Origin of the sequence: Rheinheimera sp. NSM, from assembly GCF_052380015.1 — a bacterium.
Taxonomy (GTDB): domain Bacteria; phylum Pseudomonadota; class Gammaproteobacteria; order Enterobacterales; family Alteromonadaceae; genus Alishewanella.
The window spans coordinates 131,981-146,130 of sequence record NZ_JBQTCI010000008.1 but is presented as its reverse complement, the minus strand read 5'-3'; the positions used below and the strand labels follow the sequence as shown (position 1 = coordinate 146,130).

Genomic DNA, 14,150 nt, shown 5'->3' with positions numbered 1-14,150 from the left:
GAGTCCGTTGGCTTAAAGCTATATCTTAATCGTTTAAGAAGCAAATTTTTTTTCAGGATATATGCCATGAATCGTCAGAACAACGCCAACCACATTCAGCTGATCACCTATATTGACCGGCTAAGCGGCGGCAAAATCAAAGACTTACATACTATGCTGCAAGGCCCGCTGGCCGGCTTATTTGATGGTGTACATTTGCTGCCGTTTTACCCACCGATAGACGGCGAAGATGCCGGCTTTGACCCAACCGACCACACCGCAGTAGACAGCAGGCTGGGCGACTGGAGCGATATCCGCGCTTTAGCGCAGGACTACCCGTTGATGGCCGATATGATTGTGAACCATATGTCGGCGCAGTCACCGCAATTTGTTGATGTGTTGGAAAAAGGCGAAGCCTCACCCTACTGGCCGCTGTTTTTAACCCGCGATAAAGTGTTTGCTGCAGATGCCGCGGCAGAGCAGCTTGCCGCCGTATACCGGCCACGACCGACACCGTTTTTTACCGATATCGCGCTAAAAGATGGCCGCAAAATTCCGTTTTGGACCACCTTTACCGCCAACCAGATTGATATTGATGTTAACTCAACTGCCGGCAAAGCCTACTTACAGGCTATTTTGGACCGCTTTACCGAAAACGGCGTGAAATATATCCGCCTCGATGCCGCCGGTTATGCCATTAAAAAAGCCGGCACCCGCTGCTTTATGCTGCCGGAAACCTTTGAATTTATTGCGGCCTTATCTGAACAAGCCAAAGCGCGCGGCATGGTATGTCTGGTAGAAATACACGGCTACCACCAAACCCAGATTGAGATAGCCAGGCGCTGCGATCTGGTGTACGACTTCGCCCTGCCGCCACTGGTGCTGCACACCTTGTTCAGCCGCAACGCCGATGCGCTGAAGCACTGGCTGGATATAGCACCGCGCAACTGCATAACGGTACTGGATACCCACGATGGTATTGGCATTGTTGATGCAGCCGACTATCAGGGCCAACCGGGCTTGCTGACGGATCCGCAACTGGACAGCCTGGTAGAAACCATTCATGCCAATAGCAAAGGCAGCTCAAAGCTGGCCACCGGCAATGCCGCTAACAACGTGGATTTGTATCAGGTGAATTGCAGCTTTTATGATGCACTGGGCCAAAACGACCAGCAGTATCTGCTGGCCCGCGCCATTCAGCTGTTTTGCCCTGGCATCAGCCAAATTTATTATGCCGGTTTACTGGCGATGGAAAACGACATTGAACTGCTGCAGCAAAGCCGCGTAGGCCGCGATATTAGCCGGCCCTATTTAACTGCCGCCAAAGTAGAGCAAGCGCTGCAAAAACCGGTGGTACGGGCACTGTGTCAGTTGATTAAACTGCGCCGTAACATGCCGGCATTTAACGGCGACTTCAGCCAGCAACTGACAGAGCAGGCATATCAGCTGCAATGGCACTATCAGGGCCACAGCGCCGGTTTGCATATTCAACTGGCCAGCTTAGAGGCCACTATGCACTGGCAAGCGCCTGATGAATCAGCGCAAAGCCTGAGCCTGAATGCCTTGTACCAGAGTGTGCTTTAACTGCTTTCGCCTAAGCGCAGCTGGTAAGGTAATAATTGTGAGCTGTCGTCCGCGCTTAAAAACGCCCGCACGGCCGCTTCACCTTTAGCATCACTGAATTGCCACACCGACGTTAGCGTCGGGTGGTAGCGCAGCGTTTCTGCAATACCGTCAAAACCGACAACGCGGATATCTTGCGGAATACGTAAACCCAGTTGCAAGGCTTCGCGCATTGCACTTAAGCCGATAAGGTCGCTCATACACAGTAATACTGTTGGCCTTGGGCTTAACGCCAGCACCGCTTTGGCTGCGTCACGGGCATAGTTTTGCTTGCTCTCGGGGATATGCCATAAATAATCGGCGGCCAGGGTTAAGCCGCGTTGCTGCATTGCCCTTTGGTAACCGTCTAAGCGGCGGTGCGCTATCGAGCTTTGGTTGTCCCACATCGGTTTATCGCCCACCGGCTGGCTGCTGGCTGCATCAATTAAACGCAAGCCCAACACGGCAACGGTATCGTGTTGCTGCAGCACGGCTATGGCGCTGTCAAAAGCGGCCTGCTCGTTATCAATATTCACCGAAGGCCGGCCCGGCAGGTCAAAATCGACCGTTAACACGCGTTTTTTTGACAAACGCAGCTGCTCAATTAAGCCGGTATTACGCGGTGCACCATAGCAGATAAAGCCGTCGACAAAATCGCTGATCGCATCCAGGTTAGTCGCCTGGCCGGAAAACAACAGCAAGTGCAAATGGTGCCGTTCCAACTCGCGGCTGACGCCCTGCAAAAACTGGCTGGCGACCGGGTCGCTGACCATATATTCCAGCGAGTCAGACAAAATTACCGCCACTATGCCCGAGCTACCGGTACGTAACGACTGCGCCGCCTTATTCGGGCCTAAATAGCCCAGCTCATGGCAGGCGCCGAGAATTTTTTCCCGCAGCGCTACCGACAGCTGATCCGGCCGGTTAAAAGCATTAGAGATGGTCGCCGTAGACACACCTAAGGTTTTGGCGACACTTTTCAGGGTTAATTTCGTTGTCATTATCGTACTTTTCACTATCATCTTAATGCATTAAGTTATATGATTTTGCTGCTATTGGCGAGGCTTTTTAATAGCGGCTGTGTAACACAGCACGCGCCGACCTAACATAACAGGATTACCCTATGCTTGCAGTAATTGGAGAAAATGTAGTCGATATAATGCCGGCTGAGCACGACCTGTACCGGCCCTGTTTGGGCGGCTCCCCGTTTAACGTGGTGATAGGCGCAGCACGCCGGGGTATCGATGTCTGTTATTTATCGCCGTTATCGCAAGACCATTTTGGCCAACAGTTTGCCCGCTATCTGGCCGACAACGGCGCCCGCTACGGCTTGCCGTTTTTCAGCCCTGCGCCATCGTCGCTGGCTATGGTTAGTGTTGATGCACAGCAGCAACCACAGTACAGCTTATACCGCAGCGGCATTGCCGACCGCGCTGTCAGTGCAGAGCAGCAAATTGCCGCACTGGCCAGCGACTGCAAGCTGTTACACCTGGGGTCGTTGGCGCTGGAGCCACAAGACGCGCCGCGTATCCGCGCAGTATTGCAGGCAGCTGCAGCAAAGCAGATTTTAATCAGCGTTGATATTAATGTGCGGCTAAATGCCGTATCAGACGTTAGCACCTACCGCAGCTTTTTAACTGAAGTCACCGCGCTAAGCCAGTTTATTAAAGCCAGTGATGAAGATTTACAGCTGTTATATCCACAGCTTAGCACCAGCGCTGCCCTTGCCGCCCTGCGGGCCACTGCGCCAACTGCACTGATAGCGTTAACCGAAGGCGATAAAGGCGCTACCCTGTACTGGCAGCAGCACCAAATCAGCCTGGCAGTAATTCCGGCCGCGCCCTTTGTCGATACCGTCGGCGCCGGCGACACCTTTTGGGCCAATTTACTGGCCGCACTGTTACAGCTGGGCCTGCCGACGGCAGAACAAATTAGCGCCGCACAACTAACGCAGTGCCTGCAGCAAGCCATGCTGGCCGCCAGTTTAAATATCGCCCGCCAGGGTTGTAACCCACCCAATAGCGCTGAACTTGCAGCAGCGTTAGTGCAGTTACAAACCGCGCAGCAATAGCAAGGTCAGAGCCCGTGTATGGCAATACCGATATATTCTGCTGCCATGCCGACAGTTATACCCTCAGTTAATATGGACTAATGTCATTAGTGTCCTGAGTCATAAGCTGCATTAGCTTTGGATGTACGAACAATTTTTCCTTACCTGCGGAAAGCTCTTTCAGCACACCCACTTCGACTAACTGCTTTAAATAAACTGACGCTGTTTGTCGCCGTGCAATTCCGCTGTCGACCAACGTACTGATACGACAGTACGGTTGCTCAAAAATCAGTTGCACGAGCTCATAACTGTAAATTTTAGGCAACTGCTGCCGAATATAGCTTGTAGTCAGTTCAATCAGAATTTTAACAGCAGCGATTTTACCGCAAGTCCAAATCGCCGTTTGCTCTACCCCCCGCAACATAAAGAGCAGCCATTCTTCCCAGTTTTGTTCACTTGTTACCTGGTTCAGCAGCCGGTAGTAATCCTGCTTATTCTGCACAATGTAACGGCTTAAATATAAAATCGGTAATGTCAGCAAGTTTTGTTGTAGCAAATATAAGACGTTTAAAATGCGTCCGGTTCGGCCATTGCCGTCATAAAATGGGTGAATGGCTTCAAACTGATAATGACTAACAGCCATCTTGATCAGAGGATCAATATCGTCCTCTGCATGTAAAAACTGCTCCCAATTCTTGAGTAGATCACGAATGGTATTCTCCCCGGCTGGTGGCGTATAGATAATCTCGCCCGTGGCTTGGTTAGCAATAACAGTGCCCGGCATTTTGCGAATATCCATCTGACTGTGCTTTAGAGTACTGCATACTTCAATAGCGGTGGCGCTGCATAAAGGTTTGTTTTTAAGCTGAATATAGCCCTGATACAGCGCAGTTCTGTAGCGCAGAGCTTCCTTAGTTGCCAGATCAGCCCCTGCGTCCTCTTGTGCATACTGAAACAGCCGGTCAGTGGTGGTAACGATATTTTCAATTTCAGAACTGTCTTTTGCTTCCAGCAGAGGGAGTAAGTTGATTAACATACCTTGGTTTGGTAACAGTGCTCCTGCCTGTTTTAATTCAGCAAGCGCAGCACGGGCAGGAATACATGCCTTTAACACCACCTTGGTTTCCATAAGCCCAACTGCAGGAGGTAAAAGAGGCAAGTGGTTATGTGGCTGATCGGCTTTCCAAGTCATGTTTAAATACCCGGTAAATTTCGACATATATTGTATATCTTGCAGTTTATGTCGAGACTATCGACATAACAAGATTTTATGTCGATACTTTCTGCATTTTTCGACACATCAGCAGCTTGACTATTTAACTGTGCCAGCGCAAATCTAAACGTTCAAAACTCGATTACCGTCGCTGATTTGCATACTACAAACCGCTGCTGCGCGCGACGCGCCTGGCTATGGCTTGCTGCAGCAACGCCGGGTTGGCGCACAGCAGGCTAAATTGCTGCTTGGCCCGGGTTATACCGGTGTACAGCAGCTCACGGCTAAGTAGCGGGCTGTTATCCGCAGGCAGCACTAAGCAGCAGTGGTTAAATTCCGAGCCCTGCGATTTATGCACTGTGATGGCAAAGGCGGTTTCTACCTCGCTTAAGCGGCTGGGCAATACCCACTTTAAGCTGCCGTCAGCCAGCTGAAACACCACCCGTAACTGGCCGTTTTGCGGATCAATAAGCGTAATGCCAATATCGCCGTTCATTAAACCTAAGCTGTAATTATTGCGCTGCATCATTACCGGCCGGCCGGCGTACCAGAGCTGGCGCGCATCAATTAAACCAGCGCTGCTTAGCCACTGGCTGATTTGCTGGTTTAACCCTTCCACGCCCCAGTCCCCGCTACGCAGTGCGCATAGCAGCTGAAAGCGGCTATAACAGCCCAGCACAGCGCCGGCCCATTGCTCACGCTCTGTTAGCGGCTGTTGCATCAGCTGCAGATACTGGCGGTAGCCGGCCACCACGGTGGCTTTTAAGACTTCCGGCGAATTGCCGGCTAATAGCGTAATATCGTCAAACTGGCTAAATAGCGCAGGCGCCTGAATATCACCGCGGTTTACTGCAGCTGCCAGCTGGCCAATGCCGGATTTGCTATCAAAGCGGTGGCTGTGGCGCAGCATGACCGTTGCCTGGTTTAGCACAGTGCCGTTACCCTGCCATTGTGCCAGAGGCAATGCAGTAAAGGGCGTAAGCAGCGCCAGGGTATCGCTGCGGTAGCCGCCCAGATCCGCGCCACGGCATAAATCACCCAGTACCGAGCCGGCTTCTACTGAGGATAACTGATCTTTATCGCCCAGCAGCACCAGTTGTGCCCGCTCCGGCAAGGCCGCCAGCAGCGCCGCCATCATTTCCAAATCGACCATCGAGGCTTCATCGACCACCAGCACATCCAGTTGCAGTAGGTTTTGCTGGTTATGCTTAAAACTGCGCCGGTTTGGCACGGCGCCGAGCAAGCGGTGCAAGGTGGTAACTTCGGTAGGAATACGCTCCATCTGCTGCGGCGATAGTTGTTCAGAAAGCTTAGCCCGCGCGCCGCTAATCGATTCAGTTAGCCGCACTGCCGCCTTACCGGTTGGCGCAGCTAATTTAATAGTCAATTTATGCGCTGCAGCTTGTTGCAACAACACCAGCAGTTTTACTACTGTGGTGGTTTTGCCGGTACCCGGGCCGCCGGTAATAATGGCAAAGCGCCGCTGCAGCGCCATAGCGCAAGCCAGCTTTTGCCAGTCCGGCTCAGTTGGCCCAGTTGGCCCAGTTGGCACTGTTGCTGAGGTTGGCGCGGCTGGCGGGAATAACGCCTCCAGTTGCGCTGTAACAGTCGCCGGCAGCGGCAACACTGTGCTGACGCGGCGGTTTATCTGCTGCTTTACCTGCTGCTCGGCCTGATACAGCCGGTTTAAATACAAGCGCTCGTCGGCCAGCACCAGCGGCGCGCCGGCCTCACCTTGCAGCCAGGCGCTTTGCGCCAGCGCGCTGCGGTAATCCTGCAGCGTTAAGCCCTGCAACATGGCAGAGGGCCTGTCACTAAAGCGTTGCAAAAACTGGTTTTGTGGTGGCAGGCTCAGCAGGCCGTCCGGGTCGCTGAGTAAATCCTGCAATAAAATACAGCTGTGGCCGCGGCCATACTGATGACACAACAAGGCACTAAGCAGCCATACCAGTGGGTTGGGCTCGGCAGCGAGCTGATGCAGGGTTTGCGGTAACTGCGCATCTAAAGCGCGCAGCCAGCGCCGCTCGGTCCAGCGCTGCAACAACGCTTGCATCTGGCTTAATTCTGTCAGGGCGCTGTTCGTGCTGCCTGGTGTTGTGCTGAATAAATCAAATTGCATAATCAGTCTCCGGCGCTACCGGCTCACCGGCAAATAAGGCATCTAATTGCAGCAGCAGCGCAATATCGGCATTAAGCAGCAACTGGCCCTGCTGTGGCGCGCGGATAAACCAGTACAGTGCGCCGCCAATATATTGCTCTGGCGCCTGCATATAGCCGGGCTGGCGCAGCTTTAACAACCGGTGCAGTGCCAGCATATACAGCGCCGCCTGCACATCGTAGCGCTTGTCCAGCAGCACCTGTTGCATACTGTCTTCGCTATAGCTGCTGCTCTGCTCGCCCAGCCAGTTCGATTTATAATCCAGCACCCAATAGCGGCCATCACTACCTTGCAGGGTTAAGTCGATAAAACCTTTTAACATGCCGTTTAGGGTATCGGGCAGCAAGGCCGGCCGTGGCAAGCCGGGCAGTACGGCGCGGGTTATCAGCGCATCAAGCTGCAGTACATTGACGGCGCAGCTTTGCAACCAGAACTCCAACTCGGCTTTTACCTGTGTTAACTGGTTCAGCGCCAGTTGCACACCAGACAACGGCAGCTGCAACATCTGTGTCAGCCAGCTGTGCAGCACCGGTTGCCAGCTTAGCCAGTTATGCTGGCTTAAACTGCGCTGCAGCAGCTGTGCAATAAAAGCGTCATCGCACTGGGCAAAGCCCTGCTGCTGCGCATCTTCCAGCAATTGGTGCAAAAAGGTGCCGGGCACAGCACCGCGCGGAAAATCGTGTATCGATAGCTGCTGCTCGCTGTAGGCGGCCAGTTCAATGGCTTCTTCCTGCAGCAGTGCATCCAGCGCGGTGTCTGCTGCCAATGCCGTTGTAATCGCCGCCGTCGCTGCCACAGTGTCCGGCTTATTACCGCTGCGCAGTGCCGAATAGCTGGCTATCCACCAATGCTCGCGCTTTAACGGCGCATTAAGCTTAAGTGCCGCCGTAAGCTGTGTTAACTGAGCATCTGGCGTGAACTTACAAAACTGCGGTAGCGGTGTGTGCTGCCACGGCAATGCTGCCAGCGCCTGCTGTAAGTCCGCCGGCGTCGGCTCATCAGCGATGCCAAGCAGATAACCGACAGCACTTTGTGACAGCTTGCTTTTTTTCGCCGCACCTTCGCTAAACAGCGCTAAGCCCAGCCAGCAGGCATATACCGGCCGCGTTAGCGCCACATACAATAAGCGGATATCTTCCAGCAGCCGCTCGCGCTCAGCCTGTGCCAGTGCGGTATCGTCCGGGGTTAAATCCAGCACCATTTGAGTGCCGTTAAAATAGCGCTGCGGCTGGCCTTTTTTGACATTTTTAAAGCCGCAGATAAAGGGCAGAAACACCAGGTTATATTGCAGGCCCTTACTTTTATGAATAGTGACCACCTGCACCAGCTGCTGATCGCTCTCCAGCCGCAGTTGCTGTTCATCGCTGCTGGTCGGGCTCTCCAGTTGCTCGGCCAGCCAGCGCACCAGGCCGCTTTCGCCGTCGCGTTGCTGGCTTTCGCTTTGCAGCAGCTCGGCTAAATGCAGCACATTGGTTAAGCGCCGCTCGCCCTGCGCTTGCGACAACCATTTCGCCGGCAACGCAAAGTAATGCAGCCAGCTGCTTAGCATCGCCAATACGCCTTTAAAGCGCCAGATCTGGCGAAACTCGCGTACTTGTTCGGTCAGTTGCTCCCAGGCCTGTTCGTCATTCAGCCACAGCTGTAACTGGGCATCGCTGTTGCCGGATAACGGCAGCGCCAGCGCCGCGCGCAGCAGGTTTTCGTCTTCCGGCTGCTGGCAGGCACGCAGCCAGCAGAGCACTGCGCTGGCCTCGATAGTTTGGAAAATCGATTCGTTATCCGATAAATATACCGAGCGCACATTGCGCGCACTTAGCTCGCGCCTTACCAGCGCCGCTTCATTTCTGTCGCGTACCAGTATGGCAATATCGGCCGGCTGCAGCGCGCTAAAGCTCTCGTCGCTGCCAGAGCCATCAGCGCTACCAAAGCCATCAGCGCTGCTAAAGCCATCGGCGCGGCTAAAACCTGCCTTACCGGCTTTGGCCTGCTGCAGTAAATTGGCAATCTCATCAGCACAGGCCTGTGCCATCAGCGCCTGATAAGCGCCTTTTTTCAGCTGCGCGGCATCGGTGTCCGGCAGGTAGTAATTCACTGCCGGCAGCACAGTGTCAGCCAGCACTAATTGCTGCGCTTTACCCTTAGCCTTAACCGGCAAAAACGGCAACGGCGTAGTCTCGCTATTGCCAAAACCAAAGGCGCCCTGCTGCTGCTCCGCCCGGGCAAACAACTGGTTGACGCCGTCGACCAGCGCCGTGGTAGAGCGAAAGTTAGTGCCCAGGCTGTAATGGCGGCCAGCGGTTAAACTGCGGGCGCTAAGGTAAGTGTGTAAGTCGGCGCCGCGAAAGCTGTAGATCGCTTGCTTGGGATCGCCAACCATAATCAGCCCGGTATCGCGGCTTTGCACATCGGGGTAAATGGCGCGAAAAATGGCAAATTGCAGCGGATCGGTATCCTGAAACTCATCGACCATCGCCAGCGGATACTGAGCCCGAATGCGGGCAGCCAATACTGCACCACCCTCGCCCTGCAGCGCCTGATGCAGCTGCAGCAATAGATCATTAAAATCCAGCTCTGCGCGCTGGCGCTTCTGTTTGGCAAACTCTTCGGCTAACCACAGCGCCGCGTGGTGGCGCACTGCCAGTGCCAGCTCCGGTTTGGCCGCTAACAGCGCCGTGCTGTGGTTAAATAAATCAAATAACGCATGGCTGACCAGCGGCTGGCCTTTCTTTTGTGCTGCCGCCAGTTTATCGCTACTGAATTTTTGCACCATGGCAGCAAAATCGGCCTCGCGGCTGTTCAGCAGCTGCGGCTGGGCTAATATCGCCTGCCACCATTGCCGCTCGGCCGGCCAGCTGGCCGCACGGTATTTAGTGCCATTTAACCAGCCGTTGGCGTAGGCATCATCCAGCAACATCAAGGCATCGGCTGTTAACGCCTGTTGCAGCTGCCGGCAGTGACTATCGAGCTCAGTTTGCCATTGCAGCAAGGGCGCGGCGGCCTCGGCCGGGCTTAATGCCTCTGGCAACGGCAGGCCGGCGGCATTAAAACGCAGGTTTACCGCATCGGCCTGCAACCAGGGCCGTACGTCGCTAAGCAGGGTTTCCGGGGTTTTGGCAATGGCGCCCAGTGCCTGCAGCACATTAGCGTCAGCCAGCGGGTATAGAAAACGACGCCAGTAATCACAGGCCAGCATATGCAACAGCTGCTGATTATCATCGCTCAGCGCCTCACCAAAGCGCATGCCGGAGTCAAAGGCATGCTCGGCCAACATGCGCTGACACCAGCCATGAATGGTAAAGATTGCCGCTTCGTCCATCCACTCGGCCGCATTGCTTAACTGGGCGGCGCAGGCGGTAAATTGCTCTGGTGGCGTGTCAGCCAGTAAGCGGCATAAAAATTCATCGTCGCTCTGGCCCAGACGAAAAGCCGTTGCCGCTTCAACCAGCCGGGCGCGGATACGATCGCGCAGCTCGGCCGTGGCAGCACGGGTAAAGGTTACCACTAAGATTTCCGGTGGTAATAACGGCCGGCTAAAGCCTGTGCCTGACGCAGTGCTATCGCTATCTGGTGCAGCACCGTGGCCCAGCACCAAACGTAAATACAGCGCCGCCAGAGTATAGGTTTTGCCGGTACCGGCGCTGGCTTCAATTAAGCGGCTGCCATGCAGCGGGAAGCTTAGCGCGTCTAAGGCTTGTACATCACTCATGCATCAGCCTCCTGGTTAGCCTGTTCTGCCAGCGGGGTTTGCAGCAGCGGGCCATATAGCTTTTGCGCCCAGTCGGCAAAACCGGCCTGCAATAAACTGGCAAAATCGGGGTAATAACGCTGCAGCTCCGGCGCAGTGTCTATCTCACCGGCAAAGTTATAGCCACCTTCAAACAGCTCGCGGCATTTGGCTTCATCCTGCGTTTGCACAAAACACAGCGCCGTTTTCGGCAGCAGCGGCAACGGCTGCGTAAGGCCCTGCTGCCAGTACTGTACTAAGGCGTCCAGCTGTGCAGTTGCAATGCGTTGCTGCTGCGGTAATAACTGCACGGCATCATCCAGACCATATTGATAAGTACTTAGCGCTTCGCCGCCGGCATTGGCCGCCAGTTGCTGCAGCCAGGCGGTACGCAGCGTATGCCAGCGCAGCTCGCCTTTATTGCGGATGGCGGTGGGCCTGAGTTGCAACAGTGCCAACTGACCGGCCGGACTTTGATAGACATTGGTCAGGCTGTCATGCAGCGCTATACCGGCAGGGTTCAGCTCCAGTAGCAGTGGCGTAGCGCGGCGCTGCCAGTCGATACCGGCTGCACGGTAACGGGCAAACACTACATTAGCTTCGCGGCCAATCTGGGCGCCGGTTAAGCTGCCGAACAATGCCAGTGGCAATTTGGCCTCGCGCGCCAACTGCGCCATAGCCGCATCGACATCCAGCTGCGGCTCTGCTAACAGTTGTTCCAGCAACTGCTGTTTTAACTGATACAACTCCAGTGCATTTAACACAAAGGGTTCGGCATCCTCGCTGGCCAGTTCGCTTTGGTAAAAGCGGGTTTTAAAGCGCTGTTGTAAATAATGCCGGCACGGGTTGGCGAGAAAATCATCCAGCAGGCGTAAGGTCAGTAATGGCAGCTCCGATTGCACGCTGCTGTTGGCAACGATTGCCGGCATGGCTTCATGCGCTGCCTGCCATTCATGGGCATAGGTGGCGTAGTTGCCGTTAAAATACTGCCGCGAAAACGGCTGCAACGGGTAGCTGTGACACAAAGCCTTTGAAGGTTTATCGCCGGACCTATGCTGCCAGCCGCTATCAAGCAGATCCAGCAACTGGCTTAGCAATACGCTGGGTGGTAGCTCGCTGTTATTGCGGATATCGCGGCCAACCCAGCTTAAATACAATGCATCGCGCGCACTTAGCAGCGCTTCTAAAAACAGGTAGCGGTCATCGTCACGCCGCGAACGATCGCCCGGCCGGTAGTCACCGGCCATCAGGTCAAAGTCATCGCGCATGCGTGAGCGCGGGTAGTCACCGTCGTTCAGCCCCAGCAGGTAAATGCGTTTAAAGGGTATGGCGCGCATTGGCATTAAGGTAGAAAAGGTTAAGCTGCCGGCAAAAAAGCGCTGGCTTAAACCACTGCTGCCGGCTTGCTCCAGCCAGGCATCACGCAGCACTGCCAGCTGCACCTTGCCGTTAAAATCGCCGCTGTGCGCTGCGCTGACTAACTGCGCCAGGCCCTGGCTTAAGCGGGCGTAAATCAGCTGGTCCTGCTCGTCGCTAAAATCAAATAAGCTGTGTAGCAGGCCGTTATCACTTAACAGCAGTTGCTGCCAGTCGGCCAGATCACGTGCGCTGTGCCCGGTTAACAGCAAATGCCAGCGTTTCAGTTGCTGGATAAACTGCAGCAGCGGGCCAAGCTCCGCCGCGGCCAGACCGGCGACTTCAGCATAGGGCGCGCGGCCCTGCCACAGCGGCACCTCGCCGATGGCAAAACCGAGCAACATGCGTTCAATGGCAAACATCCAGCTGTAACTGTCGCCGGGCGCGGCTAAATCCAGACTGGCGCGCTGCTGTGCATCCAGCCCCCAGCGCACTCCGGCTTCGGTCAGCCACAGCCGCAACTGCGGCAACGCCTCGCTGTTAATGCCAAAGCGGCGCTGTATTGCCGGCACATCGAGTAAATCGCACACTTCGCTTAGGCTAAAGCGCTGGCCGGGTAAATCCAGCAGGTATTCCAGCGCCAGCATCAGTGGCTGGCTGCCGCGCAGGCTCTGGTCTGCTAAGGTGTAAGGCAAAAAGCGCGCATCGTCCTGCGCCAGCCGGCCAAACACCGCATGCACATGGCTTTGATACAGGCTGATATCCGGCGTCATAATAATCACATCGCGCGGCTTCAGCGCCGGGTCAGCCGCAAAGGCGGCGATCAGGTTATCCTGCAGAATTTCCACTTCACGCTGGCGGCTGTGGGCGATATGAAAGCTGATGCTGCTGTCGCCATCGGCCAGTTGCCGCGGCGGCTGGGGCGTTGGGTTAAGCTCAAGAATATCCTGCTGCAACTGGGCTAATAACGGCAGCTGGCTGATATCGTCAACCGGGTCGGAAAATAAATCGATACGGCCGTTAAACCAGTGCTGATACCGGCTACTTTGATCAAAGCCATCCAGCAGGCTGATATAGTCGCGCCCCTGCTTACCTAAACTGGCCAGCAGCACCGGCGCATGTAAATACAAAGCATCGGTATCCAGCACCGGCGGTAAGCCCGGTTTGCGGCCATGCCGTTGTTGTGCGGCGCGGATCTCATCTTTAGCTGCGGTAATATCGCCCCAAAAATGCCGGCACGGGTTAAGTACGGTCAGCAGTACCTGGCGCTGCGCACCCAGTGCGGCCAGCAGCTCTACCGTTTGCTGCGGCAGTGACGACACGCCAAACACTACTATGCGATCGGGCAGCAGATCCGGCCGTTGCAGTTTACCCTGCTGCAGCGCGGTTAACGCCATGGTATGCACATCGGCACGGCTGGAAAACGCCAGCTCCCCCACCACGGTCTCTAAACGGCTTTGCAGTAAACGCCACAGTGCCGGTTGCCACAACTGATCGTCCGGCACCTGCTGTTTTTTGCTGTTGGGTAACATGTTGCTGCCACTGCGCCAGCTTTGCAGCCAGTCGGCGCGGTACACCTGATATTGATCGAACAAATCGGCCAGCCGCAGCGCCAGCTGATAGCTTTTACGGCCATCGCTATCGTCCTGTAAATAGCGTTGTAATGGCTGATACACCGCCCCGGTGAGCTGCGGCAGTAAGCCGAGCAAACGCCAGCTTAAATTGATTTTATCGTACGGCAGGCTGGTTGGAATGCTGTCGCCCAATACAGCGCGGTACAACTGCCAGACAAACTGGTTTGGCAGCTCCACTTTTAAGCCGGCGGCAATGCCGGGGTGGCCGTTAGCGGTTTCGGCCAGCGCCATCTTCAGCCACTGCGCTATACCGTTACTTTGCACCAGAATTTGCTCTGTGCCCAACACCGGCACAGGCTGTTTACTAAGCCACTGCACTAACAGCTCGCGCAGCGTTTCCAGCTGATTGGCGTGGATCACAACAAAACCGGGCTCTGGCATGGACTTTCTCAGGCAAAACAAGATGCTGGCAGGTTAGCACAGCGGCCCGGCTT

At 55.1% G+C, this 14,150-nt stretch carries 7 protein-coding genes; 2 read left to right on the top strand and 5 right to left on the bottom strand.

Translation table 11 applies throughout. From position 1 onward, the window contains the following. The first annotated feature begins 66 nt into the window (after positions 1 to 66). Positions 67 to 1,563: a sucrose phosphorylase gene (gene gtfA / locus ACTZWV_RS18420; protein WP_444787953.1), complete on the top strand. Its 1,497-nt coding sequence runs from the start codon at positions 67 to 69 to the stop codon at positions 1,561 to 1,563. Here gtfA and ACTZWV_RS18415 read toward each other — a convergent pair. Beyond that, positions 1,560 to 2,582, bottom strand: coding sequence for a LacI family DNA-binding transcriptional regulator (locus ACTZWV_RS18415; RefSeq protein WP_444787952.1), 1,023 nt, complete (start codon positions 2,580 to 2,582; stop codon positions 1,560 to 1,562). The two genes, gtfA and ACTZWV_RS18415, sit on opposite strands and share 4 nt — an antisense overlap. Before the next feature lie 122 nt (positions 2,583 to 2,704). On the opposite strand from ACTZWV_RS18415, the gene ACTZWV_RS18410 reads away from it, so the two are divergent. After that, positions 2,705 to 3,652 carry a PfkB family carbohydrate kinase gene (locus ACTZWV_RS18410; protein WP_444787951.1) on the top strand — a complete coding sequence of 316 codons (948 nt, stop codon included), beginning with the start codon at positions 2,705 to 2,707 and terminating at the stop codon, positions 3,650 to 3,652. Positions 3,653 to 3,719: 67 nt separating this feature from the next. On the opposite strand, the gene fic is transcribed toward ACTZWV_RS18410, so the two are convergent. From fic to recC, 4 genes are all read right to left on the bottom strand, one after another. Then, positions 3,720 to 4,850: a protein adenylyltransferase Fic gene (gene fic / locus ACTZWV_RS18405; RefSeq protein WP_444787950.1), complete on the bottom strand. Its 1,131-nt coding sequence runs from the start codon at positions 4,848 to 4,850 to the stop codon at positions 3,720 to 3,722. 157 nt (positions 4,851 to 5,007) lie between these two features. Further along, entirely contained in the window at positions 5,008 to 6,963 is a 1,956-nt protein-coding gene (recD, locus tag ACTZWV_RS18400; RefSeq protein WP_444787949.1) for an exodeoxyribonuclease V subunit alpha, read from the bottom strand. After that, positions 6,953 to 10,708, bottom strand: coding sequence for an exodeoxyribonuclease V subunit beta (gene recB / locus ACTZWV_RS18395; protein ID WP_444787948.1), 3,756 nt, complete (start codon positions 10,706 to 10,708; stop codon positions 6,953 to 6,955). The genes recD and recB overlap by 11 nt, the downstream gene beginning before the upstream one ends. Further along, positions 10,705 to 14,097 (bottom strand): exodeoxyribonuclease V subunit gamma, encoded by a 3,393-nt coding sequence (gene recC, locus ACTZWV_RS18390; RefSeq protein WP_444787947.1) that lies wholly within the window; start codon positions 14,095 to 14,097, stop codon positions 10,705 to 10,707. Before recC ends, recB begins: the two co-directional genes overlap by 4 nt. Positions 14,098 to 14,150 lie beyond the last annotated feature (53 nt).